Source organism: Pseudomonas sp. P7758, from assembly GCF_013386485.1.
GTDB lineage: Bacteria > Pseudomonadota > Gammaproteobacteria > Pseudomonadales > Pseudomonadaceae > Aquipseudomonas.
Window position 1 is genome coordinate 1 of sequence record NZ_JACARS010000072.1, and the last position, 21,393, is coordinate 21,393.

Consider the following 21,393-nt stretch of genomic DNA (forward strand, 5'->3'; position numbering starts at 1 on the left):
GATATACCGTATTCGCGAGCAAGCCCGCTCCCACATTTTGAATCTCGTTTGATTTGAAATTACGCCAGCTCCTCAGTCTGCCTGGGCGCGCTTGTCCAGTGGACCACCCCGGCAATCACCCCCAGCATCACCCCAAACTCCACAATCCCCATCCAGCCCAACCGCGACATCAACCAGCCGCTGACTGTCGCCCCCACCGCACCGCCAAAAAACGTCGCCGTCATGTACAAACTATTGATGCGGCCCTGGGCTTTCGGGTCCACCGCAAACGCCCGGGTTTGGTTGGAAACCAAGCCCGACTGCACGCCGATATCCAGCACGATCACCCCCAGCACCAGCAAGATAATCGAAGTCTCGGCACCCGCCAGCAGCAGGAACGCCAAGGTCACAATCCCGATACTCGCCCCAATCACCTTGCGCGAACCCAGCCTGTCGGAAGCCCGCCCACCGAGCGACGCCGCCAACGCACCCGCCGCACCGATAATCCCGAAGCCACCGGCCCAGGCGCTGCCCAATTGCCATGGCCCATGAGCCAACAGTGCTGCCAGATTCACCCAAAACGCATTGAAGCAAGCCCACAACAACGCCTGCACCATCATTGATTGGCGAATCGGGCTGTTGTCGCGCATCAGCGGCCACAGCGAAGCCAGCAGGCGAGGGTAGGACAGGTTGGTGCTCGGCACGCCTTGTGGCAGCAGCCTGGCGGCACCGATCCACACCGGGATCATGAAGGCCGCCTCCATCGCGTACACCGCACGCCAGCCATAAGCCTCACCGACTACGCCGGCGATCGTGCGCCCGAGCAGGATGCCGACCATGATCCCGCTGACCACCGTGCCCACATTGCGCCCGCGTTCGTGGGGCTGCGACATCACCGCCGCGAATGGCACCAGTTGCTGCGGTACACAGCTCACAATCCCCAAGCCGAAAGACGCGCCGATCAGCGCCCAGATGCCCGGTGAAAACGCCGCCGCCAGGGCGAAACAGAACGCCAGGGCAATCTGCCCCAGCACCAGCTTGCGGCGGTCAAAACGGTCGCCCATCGGCAGCAGCAACGCCAGCCCGGTAGCAAAACCCAGCAGGGCGGAACCGGCCACCAGATCCACGGTGGTCACGTCCACGCCCATGTCCGAAGCGATCAGCGGCAGGATCGGCTGGGTGCAGTAAATATTGGTAATCACCGCGCCGGCGATCACCGCCATCATGATGATCTTGCCGCGCGGCGCGACCGCAGGCGCTGTGGAAGGTTGGGATGTCATCGGCAGGCCACTCACGGCGCTCTCCTTCAATGCAGATCTCCGGGAAGGAGATGAGTGGCTAACGTTACGCACTCGCGCTTGGCAGGATAATCCCCTAGGATTTGGAATCATCCTTCCAGAATTTGATAGGTTGCCATGAACCGTCTTGAATCCATGTCCATCTTCGTTGCCGTGGTTGATGCAGGCAGCCTGACCGCTGCGGCGCGGCGCCTCGACATGCCGCTGGCCAGCGTCAGCCGCAAGGTGGCCGAGCTCGAGACGCACCTGAAAACCCGCCTGCTGCACCGCACCACGCGCCAGCTGTCGTTGACCGATGCCGGCGCCTCTTACCTCGACGCGTGCCGGCGCATTCTTGAAGACATCAGCGAGGCCGAGCGCGCGGCCACTGGCGAATATTCCCAGCCCCGGGGCGAACTGGTGGTTACCGCGCCAGTGGTCTTCGGGCGGCTGCACATCGTGCCGGTGGTGGCGGAATTCCTCGCGCAGTACCCGGAGATCGACATCAACCTGATCCTCACCGACCGCGTCGTGCACCTGATGGAAGAACACTGCGACGTCGCGGTGCGCATTGGCGAGTTGCCCGACAGCTCGCTCAAGGCCATGCAGGTGGGCGCGGTGCGGCGGGTGGTGTGCGCCAGCCCGGCGTACCTGGCCGCTCGCGGTGTACCGGCCGAACCCCGGGACTTGGCGGCACATGACTGCATCACCTTCGAAGTGCTGGCGTCCCAAGGGGCGTGGGGATTTGGCGCGGGTAAAACCGGGCTCTCGGTACCGGTGCATTCGCGGTTGTCGGTGAACACCGCAGAAGCGGCAATTGCGGCGGCGACGTTGGGGGTTGGGGTGATTCGAGTGCTGTCGTATCAAGTGGCGGATGCGCTGCGGGAAGAGGCACTGGCGGTGTTGCTTGAAGCGTTTGAGTCGGCGCCATTGCCCATCAGTTTGGTGCACAAAGGCCAGTCGCCGTTGCCGCTGAAACTGCGCGCGTTTCTGGATTTTGTAATGCCGCGGTTGCGCGCCCGCATCGCTCAATAACACCGGGCAGTTTGAACCTGATGAAAATCAAAATGTGGGAGCGGGCTTGCTCGCGAAAGCGGTGGATCAGGTTTTGAAACTGTTGCTGATACACCGCTATCGCGGGCAAGCCCGGCTCCCACATTGGATTTACGTTGCCAGTTAGATCTCGGCAAGACGCGGCTTTAGAAACTCCAGGGCATCTTTAAACACCTGATGCCACTCTTCTGACGGTTCGCCCGCCAGCGGGTGCCAGAAGAACTGGAACTCGTGGCCGCCATCATCCTCTGCAAAATGGGTCCAGGTATCTGGCAGGTCTTCAGGGATCAGGCATTGATGAAAGGCCCATGTATGCCCCGTGGACGCTGAGTGCCAAGTGCCCAGGTCACGTATCACCTTGCCGGTTATCCCGGCCTCTTCAAGCAACTCTCTAACTGCCGCAGCCTCGGTACTTTCGCCAGGCTCCAAGCTGCCCTTGACCAGTTGAAGACCTGCCAGTGGGTGTTTGAAGGCGAGGATTTCCAGGGATTGGCGGGTTCGCAGGATGACCGGACATGCCTTGTCTTTTCCCATCACGTTGTCCTTTTGCACATATTGGCGGCCAGCTATTGCACCACAGTCCGGCACATTTCCAATGCCGGGCGAAGACCTTGTGGCGAGGGAGCTTGCTCCCGCTGGACTGCGAAGCAGGCCCAAGTCAGCCACTTCAGTACATCTGACAGACCGTGTCACCCAGGCTTGGGGCCGCTGCGCAGCCCAGCGGGAGCAAGCTCCCTCGCCACAAGTTAGGTATGGATCGTTCCCACGCTCTGCGTGGGAATGCATCCCGTGACGCTCGGCGTCACCACTGCGCAAGACTTCAATGGACGCAGAGCGTCCGAGGCGGCATTCCCACGCAGAGCGTGGGAACGATCAACGTCCTACAGCTACTTCCAACCTTTCATCAAACCTTCATCAAACGGTTTTACTCCAGTCATGTGCAAGTCATAGGGCTGACACAGCCCGCGCCTACTGTCGTTTGAACTCAAACGCAGCCACGGATGGCTGTTCAACCAGACAGAGAAGCCCATGACTCCAGCTATCCATGTCGATCATCTGAACAAGACCTTTGCGAAGAAATCCGCGCTGGTCGACCTCGAACTCACCGTTGCCACCGGTGAGATGGTCGCGCTGATTGGCGCTTCCGGCTCCGGCAAGTCCACCTTGCTGCGCCACCTCGCGGGCCTGGCCTGTTGCGACAAGAGCAACGGCGGCAGCGTCAAGGTGCTGGGCCGGGAAGTGCAGGCCAGCGGGCGGTTGAATGGCAAGGTGCGGCGCCTGCGCGCCGACATCGGCTACATCTTCCAGCAGTTCAACCTGGTCAACCGCCTGAGCGTGCTCGACAACGTACTGCTCGGTTGCCTGGGCCGCATGCCGCGCTGGCGCGGCAACCTCGGTTTGTTCAATGCCGAGGAAAAACAGTTCGCCATGGAATCCCTGGCCCGCGTCGGCCTGGCAGACCTGGCCTGCCAGCGCGCCTCCACCTTGTCCGGCGGCCAGCAGCAACGCGTGGCAATCGCCCGCGCTTTGACGCAACGCGCCGAAGTGATCCTGGCGGATGAACCCATCGCCTCCCTGGACCCGGAGTCGGCGCGCAAGGTCATGGAGATCCTCGCCGACATCAACGGCCGCGACGGCAAGACCGTGGTGGTCACCCTGCACCAGGTCGATTACGCCATGCGTTATTGCCCGCGAGCCGTGGCGCTCAAGGGCGGGCGGATTCACTTCGATGGCCAGGCCAGCGAGCTGAGCAGCCAGTTCCTCAACGATTTGTACGGTGCCGATGTGGACACCAGCCTGATGTTTTCCGACCAGACCCGCACACCCGTCGTCCCCGCACGGTTGGCCCTGGCCCGCGCTTGAAACCTTACTAACGACCCACAGGAATCCTCTCCATGTTGAACCGTATCGGTCATGTGTTTCTGTCTGCCGTGCTGCTTGCCAGCGTGGCCATGGGCACTGCCCAGGCCGCCGACAAGGCGATCAATTTCGGCATCATGTCCACCGAGTCTTCGCAGAACCTCAAGAGCATCTGGCAGCCCTTCCTGGATGACATGCACAAGAAGACCGGCCTCACCATCAACGCCACCTTCGCTTCCGACTACGCCGGCCTGATCCAGGGCATGCGCTTCAACAAGGTCGACGTGGCTTGGCTGGGCAACAAGGCCGCGATGGAAGCGGTGGACCGTTCCAACGGCGAAATCTTCGCCCAGACCGCCGCCGCCAACGGGGCTGCCGGTTACTGGAGCGTGCTGATCGTGCGCAAGGACAGCCCGATCAACAACGTCGATGACATGCTCAAGAACGCCAAGAACCTGACCTTCGGCAACGGTGACCCGAACTCCACTTCGGGCTACCTGGTACCCGGCTACTACGTGTTCGCCAAGAACCACGTCGACGCTGCCACCGCCTTCAAGCGCACCCTCAACTCCAGCCATGAAGTCAACGCATTGAGCGTGGCCAAGGGGCAGTTGGACGTCGCCACCTTCAACACCGAAAGCTGGGACCGCCTGGAAGTCACCCAGCCGGACAAGGCCGCCATGCTCAAGGTGATCTGGAAGTCGCCGCTGATCCCGGCCGACCCGATGGTGTGGAGCAAGGCCCTGAGCGACAGCGAGAAGACCAAGATCCGCGACTTCTTCGCCAACTACGGTGACACCGACGAAGAGAAGGCCGTGCTGAAGAACATGCAACTGGGCAAGTTCCTCAAGTCCAGCGACGACCAGCTGTTGCCGATCCGCCAACTGGAGCTGTTCAAGCAGCGCACCACCATCAGCGCCGACGACAAGCTGGAAGCGGCTGACAAGGCCAGGAAGCTCGCCGACATCGACGCCGACCTGGCCAAGCTGCAGGAGCGCATCACCGAACTGGACAAGAAGACCGCAGCCAACGGCTAACCCCCTGTAGGAATCGGGTTCATGTGGGAGCGGGCTTGCTCGCGAATACGGTGTGTCATTCAACGCATCCGACGACTGAGTCACCGCATTCGCGAGCAAGCCCGCTCCCACATTAAGCCCAGTTCCAACCCTACACCGAGAGTGACCCATGACTACCTTGCATGCTGAAGCAGTGGGCAAAAGGACTTGGCCGCAATACCTGGGCTGGGGCCTGTTCCTGATCCTGCTGGCCTGGGCCTGGCACGGCGCCGAGATGAACCCGCTGGCGCTGTACCGCGACTCCGGAAACATGGCGACCTTCGCCGCCGACTTCTTCCCGCCGGACTTCCACGAATGGCGCTCCTACCTCAAGGAGATGATCGTCACCGTGCAAATCGCCCTCTGGGGCACGGTGCTGGCGATCGTCTGCTCGGTGCCCCTGGGCATCCTGTGCGCCGACAACATCACGCCGTGGTGGATTCACCAGCCGCTGCGCCGGGTGATGGATGCCTTCCGTTCGATCAACGAAATGGTGTTCGCGATGTTGTTCGTGGTCGCCGTCGGCCTCGGTCCTTTTGCCGGTGTCCTGGCCTTGTGGATCAGTACCACCGGGGTCCTCGCCAAGCTGTTTGCCGAAGCCGTCGAAGCCATCGACCCGGGCCCCGTTGAAGGTGTGCGAGCCACCGGTGCCAGTGCCCTGCAAGAGGTGATCTACGGCGTGATCCCGCAAGTGATGCCGCTGTGGGTGTCCTACGCGCTCTACCGCTTCGAGGCCAACGTGCGTTCGGCGACGGTGGTGGGGATGGTCGGTGCCGGCGGGATCGGCGTGATCCTCTGGGAGAACATCCGCGCGTTCCAGTTCGTGCAGACGTGCGCGGTGCTGCTGGTGATCATCGTGGTGGTGAGCTGTATCGACGTGCTGTCCCAACGCCTGCGCAAGCAGTTCATCTGACGTCGGAGGGGTGCCCCAAGGCGCTTTTTTTAAGCATGCAGTTGTCTAGACAAGATGAGCCGGTGTACCGCGAACTCGCTGACATCCTGCGCCGCGAACTGAGCAGCTACCAGGCCGGTGAATTCCTGCCGGGCGAGGTGCAACTGGCTGAACGCTTCGGCGTCAACCGCCACACCCTGCGCCGCGCCATCGACGAGCTGGTGTTCGAAGGCAGCCTGTTGCGCCGCCAGGGCAAAGGCACCCAGGTGCTGGACCGCCCGCTGATTTACCCGATGGGCGCCGAGACCTCCTACAGCCAGTCCTTGTCGGCCCAAGGCGTGGGCGTGGAAGCGATGCTGCTCAAGCGCCGCTACTGCTTCGCCAGCCGTGAAGAGGCCCAGCAACTGGGCATTGCCGAGATGGCGCCGATGATCGAGCTGCAAACCCTGCGCAAGCTCGATCACCAGCCGGTCAGCCTGATCCGCCACCGTTACTGCGCCAGCCATGCGCCGCTGCTGGCGGACTACAACGGCGGCTCGCTGCGCCACTACCTGCGTGAGCGCGACATGCCGTTGACCCGTACCCAAAGCCTGATCGGCGCGCGTTTGCCCAACCGCGACGAAGCCGCACTGCTGATGATGCCCCGGCACTTGCCGGCGCTCACCGTATTCACCCTTTCCCGCGATCGCGACGGCCGCCCGGTGGAGCTGGCGCAGTCCACCAGCCGTTCGGATCGCTTCCAGTACCAAGTGGTGACCTGATGGAGACCCCGATGAACCTGTCCCCGCGTCAACACTGGATCGGCGTGCTCGCCCGCGCCTTTCGCAGTGAATTGCTGCCCCATGAAGACGCCCTGCGCGACGTGGATTACCAACTGATCCGCGCCCCGGAAATCGGCATGACCCTGGTGCGTGGCCGCATGGGCGGCAATGGCGCGCCGTTCAACCTCGGCGAAATGAGCGTGACCCGCTGCGTGGTGCGCCTGGCTGACGGGCGTACCGGCTACAGCTATTTGGCCGGGCGCGACAAGGTCCACGCCGAACTGGCGGCCCTGGCGGATGCGCATTTGCAGGGCGCACACCCGAGCCCCTGGCTCAGCGACCTGATCGGCGCACTGGCCAACGCCCAGGCCGAGCGCCGGGCGCAAAAAGAGGCCGACACCGCCGCCACCAAGGTCGAGTTCTTCACCCTGGTTCGAGGAGAAAACTGATGAATGCCCAACGCTTGCAACCGGCCTTTGTAGACCCGGTGCTGGATGCCCAGCGCGGTTTTCGCGGGGCCCTCAAGGCCCTCGCCGAGCCCGGCCTGATCCAGTCCTTGCCCGCGGCCCCCAGCCTTGAAGGCCTGGCGCCGGCTACCTATGCGCTGTGCCTGGCGCTGCTGGATATGGACACACCGCTGTGGCTGGCGCCGTGCTTCGACACGCCGCTGATCCGCGCCAACCTGGCCTTCCACTGCGGCTGCCCGCTGACCGCCAACCGGGAAGAGGCCGCGTTCGCCTTGCTCGGTGAACAGGACTTGCTCGACCTCAGCGGCTTCGACCACGGCAATGACCGCTACCCGGATCAGTCCTGCACCTTGCTGGTCCAGTTGACCGACCTGGAAGCCGGTCGCGCCTTGAACTGGCGCGGTCCGGGGATCAAGACCCAGCGTCAGGTCAACCTGCCGGTGCCTCAAGCATTCTGGCTGGAACGTCAACGCCGCGAGACGTTTCCCCGTGGCCTGGACGTGTTGTTCGCCGCCGGCCATCACCTGATCGGCCTGCCACGCAGCACTCGAATTGCACAGGAGCATGCCTGATGTACGTAGCCGTCAAGGGTGGCGAACAGGCCATCGACAATGCCCACCGCCTGCTGGCGAAAAAACGCCGGGGCGATACTTCCATTGCGGAATTGAGCGTGGAGCAGATCCGCGAGCAACTGCCGCTGGCGGTCGCGCGAGTGATGAGCGAAGGCTCGCTGTACGACACGGAGCTGGCCGCACTGGCGGTCAAGCAAGCGGCGGGGGATCTGGTGGAAGCGATCTTCCTGCTGCGGGCTTACCGCACCACGTTGCCGCGCTTCAGCCCGAGCCTGCCGATCGATACCGCGCAGATGTCACTGAGTCGGCGTTTGTCGGCGACTTTCAAGGACGTGCCGGGCGGGCAACTGCTGGGCCCGACCTTCGATTACACCCACCGCCTGCTGGACTTCGCACTGCTGGCCGAAGGTGAATACCCGGGCCCGCAAACCACGCCGGATGCGACTCTGGAAGCGTGCCCTCGGGTACTCGGCCTGCTGGCCAAGGAAGGGCTGATCAAGAACGAATCCGACGACACCGGCAGCGTCGCCGACATCACCCGCGACCCGCTGGAATACCCGGCCAACCGCGCCCAGCGCCTGCAAGCCCTGGCCCGTGGCGACGAAGGTTTCCTGCTGGCACTGGGTTACTCGACCCAGCGCGGCTACGGTCGCAACCACCCGTTTGCCGGTGAGATTCGCATCGGCGACGTCGAGGTGTGGATCGACCCGGAAGAGCTGGGTTTCCCGGTCTGCCTGGGCAGCATCGAAGTCACCGAGTGCGAGATGGTCAACCAGTTCGTCGGCTCGGCCACCGAGCTGGCGCAGTTCACCCGGGGCTACGGCCTGGCATTCGGGCATGCCGAGCGCAAGGCGATGGGCATGGCCCTGGTGGACCGCTCGCTGCGGGCCAATGAGTTCAACGAAGAGATCGTCTCGCCGGCCCAACAGGAAGAGTTCGTGCTGTCCCACTGCGACAACGTCGAGGCGGCGGGCTTCGTTTCCCACCTCAAATTGCCCCACTACGTGGACTTCCAGTCCGAGCTGGAACTGATCCGCAAACTGCGCCAACCGGCCGAGGGCACCCGCCATGAATGACCTGACTCAAGCGCCTGCGCGTGACCCGGCGTACAACTTCGCCTACCTCGACGAGCAGACCAAACGCATGATCCGCCGCGCCTTGCTCAAGGCCGTGGCGATCCCCGGTTACCAGGTGCCGTTCGGTGGCCGCGAGATGCCGCTGCCTTACGGTTGGGGCACCGGCGGCATGCAACTGACCGCCGCGATCCTGGGGGCTGACGACGTGCTCAAGGTGATCGACCAGGGCGCCGACGACACCACCAACGCCGTGTCGATCCGGCGTTTTTTTGCGCGCACCGCGGGCGTCGCCACCACCGAAAGCACCCCGGACGCCACGGTGATCCAGACCCGCCACCGCATCCCGGAAACCCCGTTGCAGGCCGATCAGATCATGGTCTACCAGGTGCCGATCCCGGAGCCGCTGCGTTTTATCGAACCGTCGGAAACCGAGACCCGCACCATGCACGCCCTGAATGACTACGGGGTAATGCACGTAAAGCTTTACGAGGACATCGCCACCTTCGGCCATATCGCCACCAGCTACGCCTACCCGGTGATGGTGGATGAGCGCTACGTGATGGACCCCTCGCCGATCCCGAAATTCGACAACCCGAAACTCGACATGAGCCCGGCGCTGATGCTGTTCGGTGCCGGTCGCGAAAAGCGCCTGTACGCGGTGCCGCCGTACACCCAGGTCACCAGCCTCGACTTTGAAGACCATCCGTTCGAAGTGCAGAAGTGGGAACACACCTGCGCGATCTGCGGCAGCCATGAATCGTTCCTCGATGAGCTGATTCTCGATGACGCCGGTACCCAGAGTTTTGTGTGTTCCGACACCTGGTACTGCGCCCAACGGGTCAAGGAGAACAACCAGTGAGCCAGCCTCTTTTGCAAGTGCGTGACCTGTCGTTGTTGTACGGAGAAGAGAAGGGCTGCCAGGACGTCAGCTTCGATTTGTACCCCGGCGAAGTGTTGGGGATTGTCGGTGAGTCGGGCTCGGGCAAGTCCACCTTGCTCTCGCTGCTCAGCGGGCGTCTGCCACCGCAGGCCGGCAACATCGGCTATCGCGGCAAGGACGGTGAATGGCTGGATCTGTACAGCGCCAGCGAAGCCGAACGTCGCACCTTGCTGCGCACAGAATGGGGCTTTGTCGAGCAAAACCCTCGGGACGGTTTGCGCATGGGCGTGTCTGCCGGCGCCAATATCGGCGAGCGCCTGATGGCCCAGGGCGTGCGCAACTATGAGCAACTGCGTGGCGCCGGCCTCGACTGGCTGGGCCAGGTAGAAATCGACCCGCAGCGCATCGACGACTTGCCCCGGACCTTTTCCGGCGGCATGCAGCAGCGCCTGCAAATCGCCCGCAACCTGGTCTCCAGCCCGCGCCTTGTGTTTATGGACGAACCCACCGGCGGCCTGGACGTGTCGGTGCAGGCGCGCTTGCTCGACCTGTTGCGCGGCCTCGTTCGCGAGCTGGATCTGGCGGTGGTGATCGTGACCCACGACCTCGCCGTGGCGCGCCTGCTGGCCGACCGCCTGATGGTGATGCGCCGCTCGCGCGTGGTGGAAACCGGGCTGACGGACCAGATCCTCGACGATCCACAGCACCCTTACTCTCAACTGCTGGTGTCTTCGGTATTGCAACCATGATGAACGCCTTGATCGAGGTCCGTGACCTCTCGAAAACCTTCACCTTGCACCAGCAGAACGGCGTGGTGCTGAACGTGCTGCGCGGGGTGGAGTTCAGTGTGAAAGGCGGTGAGTGCCTGGTGCTGCATGGCCAGTCCGGCGCCGGTAAAAGCACGTTGCTGCGCACCCTGTACGGTAACTATCTGCCGGCGGGCGGCAGCATCCGAGTACAGCACCTCGGCGAATGGCTGGAGCTGGTTGGTGCCGAGCCGCGGGAGGTGTTGCAGGTGCGCCAGCAGACCCTCGGCTACGTCAGCCAGTTTCTGCGGGTGATCCCGCGGGTGGCCTGCCTGGATGTGGTGATGGAGCCCGCCCTGGCCCGTGGCTGGTCGAAGGCCAATGCACAGTCGCGCGCCGAGCATCTGCTGACCCGCCTGAATATCCCACAACGCCTGTGGCAGCTGGCACCCGGTACGTTCTCCGGCGGCGAGCAACAGCGGGTCAACATCGCCCGCGGCTTCATGGTGGATTGGCCGGTGATGCTGCTGGACGAACCCACCGCGTCCCTCGACGACAGCAACCGCCAGGTGGTGCTGGAACTGATGAACGAAGCCAAGGCTGCCGGCGCGGCCTTGATCGGCATCTTCCACGACCGCGCCGCCCGTGAAGCGGTCGCCGACCGCCATTTCGACATGACCCCCGCGCCTGTTGCCCAAGAGGAATACGCCCATGCCCGCTGAACAGATCCTCAGTAATGCCCGGCTGGTGACGGCTGATCGCATGTTCCTTGGCAGCGTCGTGCTGCGTGACGGGCTGATCGTCGACATCGCCGAAGGCCGCAGCCAACTGCCCCAGGCCCAAGACCTTGAAGGGGATTTCCTGTTGCCGGGCCTGGTGGAACTGCACACCGACAACCTGGAAAAACACATGACCCCGCGCCCCGGCGTGGACTGGCCGTCGACCTCGGCGGTACTCAGCCATGACGCGCAAATCATTGCGGCCGGCATCACCACGGTGTTCGACGCGGTGTCCATCGGCGATGTGAACCCCAAGGGCAACCGCATGCAGAAACTGCCGGCGATGCTCAACGCCATCGCGGCAGCAGAAAGCGCCGGCCTGACCCGCGCCGAACACCGCCTGCACCTGCGCTGCGAGCTGTGCCATCCCGACACCTTGAGCGTGTTTCGTGACCTGGTGGAAAACCCGCTGGTGCAGTTGGTGTCGGTGATGGACCACTCGCCGGGCCAGCGCCAGTTCGTGCTCGAATCCAAGTACCGTGAGTACTACATGGGCAAGTACCACCTGAACGACGAGACCATGGACGCGTTCATCAAGCTGCAAATGGCCAACTCCAGGGAGTACAGCGACCGCTACCGCGCCGCGATCGTCGAGCATTGCCTGGAACGCGGCCTGTCGGTGGCCAGCCATGACGATGCGACCCTGGCTCACGTCGAGGAGTCGGCGCGCTACGGCATGACCATCGCCGAATTCCCCACCACCCTGGAAGCCGCCCGTGGCTGCCGGCAACTGAACATGAAAGTTCTGATGGGCGCGCCGAACGTGGTGCGTGGCGGGTCCCACTCGGGTAATGTGGCCGCCGCCGGCCTGGCCGCCGAAGGATTGCTGGATATACTTTCCAGTGACTACTACCCGGCCAGCCTGTTGCAGGCGGCGTTCGTGCTGGCCGATCAACAGGATGGCGGCGATCTGTCGCGGGCGGTCAGGATGATCAGCCTGGCGCCCGCACACGCGGCGGGCCTGAGTGATCGCGGCGAAATCGCCACGGGTCTGCGGGCCGACCTGGTGCAAGCCAGGAGCCGCGACGGACTGCCCGTGGTCCAACAAGTGTGGCGACAAGCGAAGAGGGTGTTTTGATGGCAGGCAGGTTGATCTATCTCATCGGACCATCGGGTTCGGGCAAGGACAGCCTGCTGGATGCCGCACGACCGCGTCTGGCCGAGCGTGGCTGCCGCATTGTGCGGCGGGTCATCACCCGCTCGGCGGAAGCGGTGGGCGAAGCGGCGCAGGGTGTGAGCCCGGCGCAGTTTGCCGCAATGGAGGCCGAGGGCGCATTTGCCCTCAGCTGGCACGCCAACGGGTTGTCCTATGGCATCCCACGAGAAATCGATGAGTGGCTGGCGGCGGGGCACGATGTGCTGGTCAACGGCTCCCGCGGCCATCTGGCGCAAACCCGGCTGCGTTACCCGAACCTGCTGGTGGTGCTGCTGACGGTAGACCAAGGGGTGTTGCGCCAGCGCTTGTTGGCGCGGGGTCGCGAATCCCTGGCGGATATTGATCTGCGCCTGGCGCGCAATGCGCGATTCGCCGAGGGATTGAGCGCTGCTGCAGACGTGTTCCTGCTCGACAATTCCGGCCAACTGGAACACACGGTTGAGCGCTTGCTGGGCTGCCTCGACGGGCAACCTGCATGCGCCTGACACTGCTGGGCACCGGCGATGCGCGGCAAGTGCCGGTGTATGGCTGTGAGTGCGCCGCCTGTGGCCTGGCCCGCCATGACCAGAGCCTGCGCCGCCGCCCATGCAGCGCATTGATCGAGTGTGGCGACCAGCGCTGGTTGATCGACAGCGGGTTGCCCGACCTCACCGAGCGCTTCCCGCCGCGCAGCTTCAACGGGATTCTCCAGACCCATTACCATGCCGATCATGCCCAGGGTCTGCTGCATCTGCGCTGGGGCCAGGGGCTGGTGATTCCGGTGCATGGGCCGGTGGATCCGGAAGGGTTGTCCGACCTGTACAAGCACCCCGGCATCCTCGATTTCAGCCAGCCGTTTGCCGAGTTTGAAACCCGCCGGTTGGGTGAACTGAGCGTCACCGCGTTACCGCTGCTGCATTCCAAGCCCACCCTGGGGTATCTGCTGGAAGGTGAAGGGCGGCGCATTGCCTACCTTACCGACACCGTCGGCCTGCCACCCGCCACCCGCGATTGGCTGCAACGCGAGCCGCTGGATGTGCTGGTACTCGATTGCTCCATGCCGCCGCAACCGCAGGCACCGCGCAATCACAATGACCTGACGCTGGCGTTGCAGTGTATTGAGGAGGTGGGTGCGCAGTTGGGAGTGCTGACCCATGTGGGGCATACGCTGGATGCGTGGTTGTTGCAGCATCGGCGGGAGCTGCCGCGGCATGTGACGGTGGGCTGGGATGGGCGGGTGATTTAACGTGGGAAGTTATGTCAAGCGGTGAAGTCCTGATCGCTGGTGGATTTGGATGAAAAGTTTGAGTGGATGTATCTTTGTTGATGCCGGTTTGGAGTATTCATATTGGCGGCATTATGTAGGTTTTTGTTTTTTTTCTGATAAACCAAGGCGCTGCCGCAACGGCTGGTGTGTGTTCAGTTGTTTAAATTGCAAGTAATTTATTGAGTTTCTTAGCGGGTGTTTCATCGCTTTTAAGTGTTTCGGTGAGAACTAAATAAGCGCTGTCCCGTGCTTTCCATGCATGGGAGCTTAATGGCTGATGCCGATTGTTCCGGCTCGTCTATTAATTAAAAGAGAGTGCTCTTTCTCATGAACGTTTTTGACGCGATCTCCATCAGGCCCATGCTTCAAAACTTGCCGGAGTCTGACCCCGGTCCGACTGGCTTCGGCGCGAAAGCCAAGCCGACCTACACCACGGATCAGGCCGGCAAGCAGATCTCGCGGGACAACCTGCGGTTTCACGATCGTAACGGCGACAAGAAAGTTGATCTGTCCTACACCGTCGACCCCAGTTTCACCGCGCAGCAGCAACAACGCGTTCGTCAAGCGGTGCAGTCCTGGCAGGATGTTGCCAACATTAACCTCAAGGAGCAGGCAGATGGGGCAGACGGCACGGTAAACATTAAAAATAACCCTCGCGGTGACCGTGGTGTTGCCACATCACCTACACGCTCCAACACCAGCACGACCGCGACGATAGGCACGCTGAAAGCAGGGAGCAGACCTGGCCTGGGCAGCCACTTTTCGGTGACCGCGGTACATGAAATCGGGCACGCCATCGGCCTGCAGCATCCAGGCAACTACAATGGTGGCGGCTCTGCCTACAACAGTGGCGCGGTCTATGCCGGGGATACCAAGGCGCGCAGCGTCATGAGCTACTGGTCGGAGAAAAACCAGGCCGGCCACGACTTTCAGTCTTCGAATCCATCCGCGCCAATGATGGACGACATCGCGGCAGCGCAGCGGTTGTATGGGGCCAATCACCAAACCCGCAATACCGACACCACGTATGGTTTCAACTCCAACACCGAGCGGGAGGCGATGACGCTCAAGAGCGCCACGGACAAACCCGTTTTTTGCGTATGGGACGGCGGCGGTGACGATACGTTGGACTTTTCAGGGTTCTCACAGAACCAGAAGATCAACCTCAATGCCGAGTCGTTCTCTGACGTGGGCGGCTTGAAGGGCAATGTCTCGATTGCCAAGGGGTGCACAATTGAAAACGCAACAGGTGGGGCCGGTCGCGACACCCTGATCGGTAACGAGGCGGGCAATCGACTCAAAGGTGGAGCAGGGGCTGATACGTTGCGCGGTGGCGGGGGAGCGGACATGTTTATCTACGACAAGGCCAGTGATTCCACGCCCCAGGATCCTGACTTGATCGAGGACTTTACCAGCGGTACCGACAAGATCGACCTGTCGGGCGCATTGAAAGAAGCCGGCGTGGGCACCCTGGTGTTCACGGACCGATTCACGGGGCGCGCTGGCGAGGCCTTGCTCAAGTACGACGCCGCCACGGGCCGGTCAAGCCTTGAAGTTGACCTGAACGGCAGTGGCAAAGCCGAGTTGTTGATCAACAGTGTTGGCCAGATCAAGTCGACGGATGTGCAGTGGGCGGGGGCGACGCCTGGGTTCAAGCCGGTGCCATTACCCATGCCAAATGTAGTACCGTCCCCGGCGCCGCCCCCTGCGCCTGATTCGAAAACGACCACACTTGCAGTGTTGAACGAGATGATCGCCAAGACATTGTCGACGTTGCTGCAGCTATTGAAAGGTCTGCTTCAACAGCCGGGCGCCCCTGGGTAACCGCCAGAGTGAAGGCAGAGTCTGGCCCTGTTTCCAGTGCCTGGCTCTCAGCCATCAGCACCACGTGGTGCAGCAGCCGGATGTGTAGCAGATTGTTTTCATGCCCTGGTTAGGGCGATGGGTAATTGTAGGTTTATATGTCTCCGGTTTTCTTCGTATCGCATATTGAATGCAGAACTGGCCTGATCTGAAACTTCTGAATATAAATATAGTGCGCTTAAAAAATTGGTGATGTGTTTCTGGCTGTTTGGATATTTAAATTGAAACGTTCATAGGGGTGACATTCGGTTTTTTCATGTGAGATTTTAAGGCGGCTGTTAAGTGAAACAGTCGCGTTGAAAGTCTGTTACCTGATGAATCAAAGTCTCAACTAAAAGGATGTTGTTTGTATGAGAGTCACTGCTTCTTTCGTTAGTCCGCCTGTATCAAGTCATGAGCTATCTACGTTGAATGCGGCCACTACCAGTGATGGCGCAACCTCAAAAAAAACCTTCACCACGGATGATGCTCCAAAGCAAATCCTGCGAGAGGGTTCGAGGCATTACGATCGTAATGGCGATAACAAAATCGAGCTTTCCTTCACCCTTGACGATCAATTCTCTGTGCAACAGAAAGCGTCCTTGCGCAAAGCCCTGACGTCTTGGCAGGACGTGACAAATATTGTCTTCAAGGAGGGGGCGCCAGGTCCGGATGGTTCAATAACCATCAAGGCCAATCCCGAAGACAATGGCGGGGTGTCGGGGCTGCCTAATCGCTGGTACGGTGATATGAGCACTACGGTTGGAACGAAAGGCGCTTCTGATGCCCCACGGCATGGCGATGTTTTTTTATCAACGGCCATACATGAGTTGGGACATGCCCTGGGGCTTGGCCACCCTGGGGACTATGGTGAAAGTGTGCACTCTTATGCAGATGCCCTATACACGCAGGACACCAGAGCCCACAGCGTGATGAGTTACTGGCGAGAAACCAATCATACGGGCCATGACTTCAAATCGCGCGAACCTTCAACGCCAATGAAAGATGATATTGCTGCCGTACAGAAACTCTACGGGGCCAATCTCAATATTCGGAATACCGATACTACTTATGGCTTTGAATCCAATACTGACCGTGACCACTTCAGCCTTGAATCCTCGAAGGACGCCCCGATATTTTCGGTATGGGACGGGGGCGGGAATGACACGCTGAACTTTTCGCTATTTTCCCAGAACCAGAAGATCAACCTGAATGCGGAGTCGTTTTCCAATGTGGGTGGCTTGAAGGGTAATGTGTCTATCGCCAAGGGCGTTGTCATTGAAAATGCCACAGGTGGCTCAGGTGACGATGAGCTCATAGGGAATGAGGCCGGCAACCGGCTCAAGGGTGGAGCGGGTTCAGACAGGTTGACAGGCGGCGCAGGCGCGGACGTGTTTGCTTACGATAGAGCGAGTGACTCGACACTCACCAGGCCTGACGAAATCCTGGATTTCACCAGCGGCACAGACAAGATCGACCTTTCGGGCTTATTGAAAAATACCTCAATCAAGCATTTCAACATTGTTGAGCGGTTTACGGGGCGTGCTGGCGAGATTGTCCTGAGCCATGACCCGCGCAGCGGAAACGGTAGTCTGGGTCTCGACACCACTGGCAGGGGCAAAGCGGATTTTCTGATTAAGAGCGTGGGTGGCATTCAGGCAAGTGACATAGTCACTGGCGGGGCACACGAACCTGGAGTTTCCAAGCCGGAGCCCCAACCAGAGCCCAAGCCAGAACCTCAACCGGACCCGAATCCGGAACCTTTTCCTGCTCCGCACGATACTGTCTATGGCTTCAACTCCAACACCGGTGATCCCTTCCTTAGCCTGCATTCCCAGAGTGGCGCTCCCAGGTTCCTGGTGAGGGACAAAGGTGGCGATGACACCCTGGACTTTTCGGGCTTCCGGCAGAACCAGACCATCGACTTGCGCGAGGGCGCAGCCTCCAGCGTAGGCGGCTTGCGCAATAACGTTGGTATAGCCAAAGGTGTCACCGTGGAGAATGCGATTGGCGGCTCAGGCCGTGACACGCTCATAGGCAATACGGTGGATAACGTTCTCACCGGCGGGGCAGGTGGAGATACGCTCTGGGGTGTGGGCGGTAGAAACACGTTCAGGTATGAGAAGGCCAGCGACTCGGCCTATGACGACGCTGACCTGATCATGGATTTCACCAGTGGCCAAGACACAATTGATCTGACGGGTTTAATGACAGAAGTCGGAACGCCCTTGCGGCTGGTGGATAGCTACACGGGCCGTATTGGAGATACCGTCGTCAAATACAACCAGCAGAGCGGGCGTTACTTTGTGGGCATCGACTTACTGGGACGGCGTCAGACAAACTTCCTGCTTAAAAGCACACGCTTGATCCGGCCAGAGGACGTGATCGGTCTGTCTACTCACCTGCGCTGAAAAGCAACGCGCCAGGGCGCTCGCCATCCTCCTGGAGGGGATACCGCCCATAAATCCCTGGGCGGTAATTCCCAATCAGTCAGCAAGCCCTTGACCTCGTCACTCGTCATTTCTGGCGGATGCGGCGTTGGAGCCGTTGATGCGGTTGTAAGGTGGGTCAGGCAGTCGCCACCGCCCCTTGCCGCGAGGCGCTCAAGAAGCGCAGCAACGCCACCAGCGGGAATGCGCTGCCCACCAGCATCACCCCCAGCCAGCCGCCGTGTTCGTACACGCTGCTGGCAATCGCCGAGCCGAAGGCGCCGCCGATGAAGATGCTGGTCATGTACAGCGCGTTCAGTCGGCTACGGCTGCTGGCGTCGAGGGCGTAGATGGCGCGCTGGCCAAGGACCATGTTCATCTGCACGCAGAAGTCCAGGACCACGCCGGTCACCGCCAGGCCGATCACGCTGTACAGCGGGTGCACGAAGGCCGGCAGGAAGCTCAGTGCGGCAAACAGCATCGCCAGCAGCGAAGCGCGGTGGGTGTGGCCGGCATCCGCCAGGCGCCCGGCGATGGGTGCAGCGATGGCGCCCAGGGCGCCGACCAGGGCAAACAGGGCGATCTGGCTTTGGCTCAGGCCGTGGTTGCGGGACAGTTCCAGCGGGGCGGCGGTCCAGAACAGGCTGAAGGTGGCGAACATGCAGCCCTGGTAAAACGCGCGCTGGCGCAGCACCGGCTGGCGGCGCAGCAAGGTGCCCAGCGAGGCGAGCAGCTGGCCATAGCTGGCCGCGTGATCCGGTTGGCGCTTGGGGATGGTCAGCATCAGCACCACGCTGATAAACGCCATCAGTGCCGCAGCGGCCATGAACATGGCGCGCCAGCCGAAGTGGTCGGCCACCACGCTGGACACCGGTCGCGCCAGCAGGATACCCAGCAGCAAGCCGCCCATGATGCTGCCGACCACCCGGCCACGGGATTCAGCCGGCGCCAGGTGCGCCGCCAGCGGAATCAGGATCTGTACCGACACCGAACTGAAGCCGATCAGCAGCGACACCAGCAGGAACAGGTTCGGCTGTTCGGTGAACGCCGCACCCAGCAGGCTGGCGATGGCCACCACGGTGGTGATGATCATCAGCCGGCGGTTTTCCAGCAGGTCGCCCAACGGCACCAGGAAGAACAGGCCCAGGGCATAGCCGATCTGGGTCAGGGACACGATCAGGCTGGCCATGGCCGGCGTGAGGCCGATGTCCGGGGCGATCAGCTCGATGATCGGTTGCGCGTAGTAGATGTTGGCGACGATGGCGCCGCAACAGAACGCAAACAGCATCACCATGCCTCGGGTCATCGTGCTTGTAGCGGGGGGCGTGGCGTTCATGGCGTTCTCATAAAAGCGAAGGATTGTGGCGAGCGAGCATAAAGACTGGCCCCGGGCGCGAGTAGCCTGTCTGTGGTGATAACACTCATGCCGGGAATTAATGACTGAAACGTTAACTTTCGCGCTGAAGGTCGATGATACATTCAGTCACAACTGCATAAACAGGAAATCGACTGCCATGAAGACGACATTCAACAAGATGCTCCTGGCCTCCAGCCTGGCCGCGCTGATGACCGTGGGCGTTGCCCAGGCCGCAGATGCCCCGCGTGTCGGCGTGCGGGGTGCGATTACCGCGATGGACGGCGACGCGATGCACGTCAAGGTCAACAGCGGTGAAGACGTCACCGTGCACCTGACCAAGGACACGCAGGTGCGTGCGGTCACCCTGGCAAAAATCGAAGACATCAAGCCCGGCAGTTACATCGGTTCGGCGGCCATGCCCAACGCGGATGGCACCCTGACGGCGCTGGAAGTGCATGTATTCCCACCGGCGATGGCCGGTACAGGCGATGGGCACCGTGCGTTCGACCTGAAGGAAGGCAGCAGCATGACCAACGGCACCGTGGGTGACCTGGTGGTGAGCGATGGCCGCACGTTGACCGTCAAGTACAAGGGCGGCGAGCAGAAGATCGTGGTGCCGGATGATGTGCCGATCGTCAACCTGGAACCGGGTGATCGCAGCTTGCTGAAGCCTGGGGTGAAGGTGGTGATGTTTGCGGCGAAGGGCGCGGACGGGAGCGTGACGGCCCAGGCGATTTCTGCGGGTAAGGATGGCGTGACACCGCCGATGTAACGGCTGTAGATAGATCGTTCCCACGCTCCGCGTGGGAATACATCCAGTGACGCTCTGCGTCACCATTGCGCACGGTCCAGGTCTTGCGGCGCGACCTGGACGCGGAGCGTCCTATGATGCATTCCCACGCGGAGCGTGGGAACGATCAGCGACCGGGTTTCTCCAGTCAGAACTGCTTATTGGCCGGAGTAGATCTGGTCAAAAACCCCGCCATCATTGAAGTGGGTCTTCTGCACGGTGCGCCAGTCTCCAAAGGTCTTCTCTACCGACAGGAAGTCGACTTTCGGGAAACGGTCGGTGTACTTGGCCAGCACTTTCGGGTCACGTGGACGCAGGTAGTTGTTGGCGGCAATTTCCTGGCCTTCCGGCGACCACAGGTACTTCAGGTATTCTTCGGCAGCCACTTTGGTGCCTTTCTTCTCGACCACTTTGTCGACGATCGACACTGGCGGCTCAGCTTCTGCGGAAACGCTCGGGTAGATCACTTCGAACTGATCACGGCCGAATTCACGGGCGATCATTTCTGCTTCGTTCTCAAAGGTCACCAGCACGTCGCCGATCTGGTTAGTCATGAACGTGGTGGTAGCGGCACGGCCACCGGTGTCCAGCACGGGTGCGTGCTTGAACAGGTCACCCACGAACTTCTTGGCCTTCTCTTCGTCGCCGCCATTCTTCAGCACATAACCCCAGGCCGAGAGGTAGGTGTAGCGGCCGTTACCGGAGGTCTTCGGGTTCGGCACGATGACTTGCACGCCATCCTTGAGCAGGTCCGGCCAGTCTTTCAAGGCTTTCGGGTTGCCTTTGCGCACGATGAACACCGTGGCCGAAGTGAACGGCGCACTGTTGTTCGGCAGGCGGGTAACCCAGTTGTCCGGCACCAGTTTGCCGTTGTCCGCCAGGGCGTTGATGTCGGTGGCCATGTTCATGGTGATCACGTCAGCCGGCAGGCCGTCGATCACCGAGCGCGCTTGTTTGCTCGAACCACCGAAGGACATCTGCAGGGTCAGCTTGTCGTTTGGATGCTCGGCGGCCCAGTGCTTCTGGAAGGCGGCGTTGTAGTCCTTGTAGAAGTCACGCATCACGTCATAGGAGACGTTGAGCAGGGTGACCGGGGCGGCCTGGACGACGCCAGCCAGTGCGAGGCCGGCGGCCAGGAGAGAGGCACTAACGAGTTTTTTCACTGCTCATTCCTTG

Annotated in this window: 21 protein-coding genes; 17 read left to right on the top strand and 4 right to left on the bottom strand. The window is 61.5% G+C overall.

Translation table 11 applies throughout. The features are described 5' to 3' along the window. Positions 1-59: 59 nt before the first annotated feature. Positions 60-1,259, bottom strand: a complete 1,200-nt coding sequence (locus tag HX873_RS16265) for an MFS transporter (protein ID WP_102370293.1) — start codon at positions 1,257-1,259, stop codon at positions 60-62. Positions 1,260-1,394: 135 nt separating this feature from the next. Here HX873_RS16265 and HX873_RS16270 point away from each other — a divergent pair, with 135 nt between their 5' ends. Beyond that, positions 1,395-2,291 carry a LysR family transcriptional regulator gene (locus HX873_RS16270; protein WP_177122900.1) on the top strand — a complete coding sequence of 299 codons (897 nt, stop codon included), beginning with the start codon at positions 1,395-1,397 and terminating at the stop codon, positions 2,289-2,291. Positions 2,292-2,432: 141 nt separating this feature from the next. Here the strand turns inward: HX873_RS16270 and HX873_RS16275 are convergent, their stop codons facing one another. Next, positions 2,433-2,843 carry an NUDIX domain-containing protein gene (locus HX873_RS16275; protein WP_177122901.1) on the bottom strand — a complete coding sequence of 137 codons (411 nt, stop codon included), beginning with the start codon at positions 2,841-2,843 and terminating at the stop codon, positions 2,433-2,435. A gap of 495 nt (positions 2,844-3,338) precedes the next feature. Between HX873_RS16275 and phnC the strand changes: the two genes are divergently transcribed. The 15 genes from phnC (at position 3,339) to HX873_RS16350 (ending at position 18,052) form a co-directional block, all read left to right on the top strand. Next, entirely contained in the window at positions 3,339-4,172 is an 834-nt protein-coding gene (gene phnC / locus HX873_RS16280; RefSeq protein WP_177122902.1) for a phosphonate ABC transporter ATP-binding protein, read from the top strand. Positions 4,173-4,204: 32 nt separating this feature from the next. After that, complete coding sequence (phnD, locus tag HX873_RS16285; protein WP_003210622.1) at positions 4,205-5,206, top strand: phosphonate ABC transporter substrate-binding protein; 1,002 nt, start codon at positions 4,205-4,207, stop codon at positions 5,204-5,206. Positions 5,207-5,354: 148 nt separating this feature from the next. Then, the gene (gene phnE, locus HX873_RS16290; RefSeq protein WP_003210621.1) at positions 5,355-6,137 is read left to right on the top strand and encodes a phosphonate ABC transporter, permease protein PhnE; all 783 of its coding nucleotides are present in this window, start codon (positions 5,355-5,357) and stop codon (positions 6,135-6,137) included. 35 nt (positions 6,138-6,172) lie between these two features. Then, entirely contained in the window at positions 6,173-6,877 is a 705-nt protein-coding gene (gene phnF / locus HX873_RS16295) for a phosphonate metabolism transcriptional regulator PhnF (protein WP_023659262.1), read from the top strand. 11 nt (positions 6,878-6,888) lie between these two features. Next, complete coding sequence (phnG, locus tag HX873_RS16300) at positions 6,889-7,326, top strand: phosphonate C-P lyase system protein PhnG (protein ID WP_003210619.1); 438 nt, start codon at positions 6,889-6,891, stop codon at positions 7,324-7,326. Beyond that, complete coding sequence (phnH, locus tag HX873_RS16305; protein ID WP_063028147.1) at positions 7,326-7,916, top strand: phosphonate C-P lyase system protein PhnH; 591 nt, start codon at positions 7,326-7,328, stop codon at positions 7,914-7,916. Before phnG ends, phnH begins: the two co-directional genes overlap by 1 nt. Further along, positions 7,916-8,992, top strand: coding sequence for a carbon-phosphorus lyase complex subunit PhnI (locus tag HX873_RS16310; RefSeq protein WP_177122903.1), 1,077 nt, complete (start codon positions 7,916-7,918; stop codon positions 8,990-8,992). The genes phnH and HX873_RS16310 overlap by 1 nt, the downstream gene beginning before the upstream one ends. After that, complete coding sequence (locus tag HX873_RS16315) at positions 8,985-9,851, top strand: alpha-D-ribose 1-methylphosphonate 5-phosphate C-P-lyase PhnJ (protein ID WP_008434764.1); 867 nt, start codon at positions 8,985-8,987, stop codon at positions 9,849-9,851. The genes HX873_RS16310 and HX873_RS16315 overlap by 8 nt, the downstream gene beginning before the upstream one ends. Further along, on the top strand, positions 9,812-10,621 hold the full coding sequence (phnK, locus tag HX873_RS16320; protein WP_085988730.1) for a phosphonate C-P lyase system protein PhnK: 810 nt from the start codon (positions 9,812-9,814) through the stop codon (positions 10,619-10,621). Before HX873_RS16315 ends, phnK begins: the two co-directional genes overlap by 40 nt. Next, on the top strand, positions 10,621-11,340 hold the full coding sequence (gene phnL / locus HX873_RS16325) for a phosphonate C-P lyase system protein PhnL (protein ID WP_008434762.1): 720 nt from the start codon (positions 10,621-10,623) through the stop codon (positions 11,338-11,340). Before phnK ends, phnL begins: the two co-directional genes overlap by 1 nt. Next, the gene (locus HX873_RS16330) at positions 11,330-12,475 is read left to right on the top strand and encodes an alpha-D-ribose 1-methylphosphonate 5-triphosphate diphosphatase (RefSeq protein WP_177122904.1); all 1,146 of its coding nucleotides are present in this window, start codon (positions 11,330-11,332) and stop codon (positions 12,473-12,475) included. The genes phnL and HX873_RS16330 overlap by 11 nt, the downstream gene beginning before the upstream one ends. After that, positions 12,475-13,038, top strand: coding sequence for a phosphonate metabolism protein/1,5-bisphosphokinase (PRPP-forming) PhnN (gene phnN, locus HX873_RS16335; RefSeq protein ID WP_087694466.1), 564 nt, complete (start codon positions 12,475-12,477; stop codon positions 13,036-13,038). The genes HX873_RS16330 and phnN overlap by 1 nt, the downstream gene beginning before the upstream one ends. Next, complete coding sequence (gene phnP / locus HX873_RS16340) at positions 13,029-13,778, top strand: phosphonate metabolism protein PhnP (RefSeq protein ID WP_003210610.1); 750 nt, start codon at positions 13,029-13,031, stop codon at positions 13,776-13,778. Before phnN ends, phnP begins: the two co-directional genes overlap by 10 nt. A 348-nt stretch (positions 13,779-14,126) precedes the next feature. Next, positions 14,127-15,623 carry a M10 family metallopeptidase C-terminal domain-containing protein gene (locus HX873_RS16345; RefSeq protein WP_177049324.1) on the top strand — a complete coding sequence of 499 codons (1,497 nt, stop codon included), beginning with the start codon at positions 14,127-14,129 and terminating at the stop codon, positions 15,621-15,623. A gap of 446 nt (positions 15,624-16,069) precedes the next feature. Then, positions 16,070-18,052 carry a M10 family metallopeptidase C-terminal domain-containing protein gene (locus HX873_RS16350; RefSeq protein WP_177122905.1) on the top strand — a complete coding sequence of 661 codons (1,983 nt, stop codon included), beginning with the start codon at positions 16,070-16,072 and terminating at the stop codon, positions 18,050-18,052. 157 nt (positions 18,053-18,209) lie between these two features. On the opposite strand, the gene HX873_RS16355 is transcribed toward HX873_RS16350, so the two are convergent. Beyond that, positions 18,210-19,406 carry an MFS transporter gene (locus tag HX873_RS16355; RefSeq protein ID WP_087694461.1) on the bottom strand — a complete coding sequence of 399 codons (1,197 nt, stop codon included), beginning with the start codon at positions 19,404-19,406 and terminating at the stop codon, positions 18,210-18,212. Between the two features lie 178 nt (positions 19,407-19,584). Between HX873_RS16355 and HX873_RS16360 the strand changes: the two genes are divergently transcribed. Next, complete coding sequence (locus HX873_RS16360; protein WP_003210601.1) at positions 19,585-20,199, top strand: DUF5666 domain-containing protein; 615 nt, start codon at positions 19,585-19,587, stop codon at positions 20,197-20,199. Between the two features lie 176 nt (positions 20,200-20,375). Here HX873_RS16360 and HX873_RS16365 read toward each other — a convergent pair whose 3' ends face one another. Further along, entirely contained in the window at positions 20,376-21,380 is a 1,005-nt protein-coding gene (locus tag HX873_RS16365; RefSeq protein WP_003210600.1) for a sulfate ABC transporter substrate-binding protein, read from the bottom strand. Between the last annotated feature and the right edge of the window lie 13 nt (positions 21,381-21,393).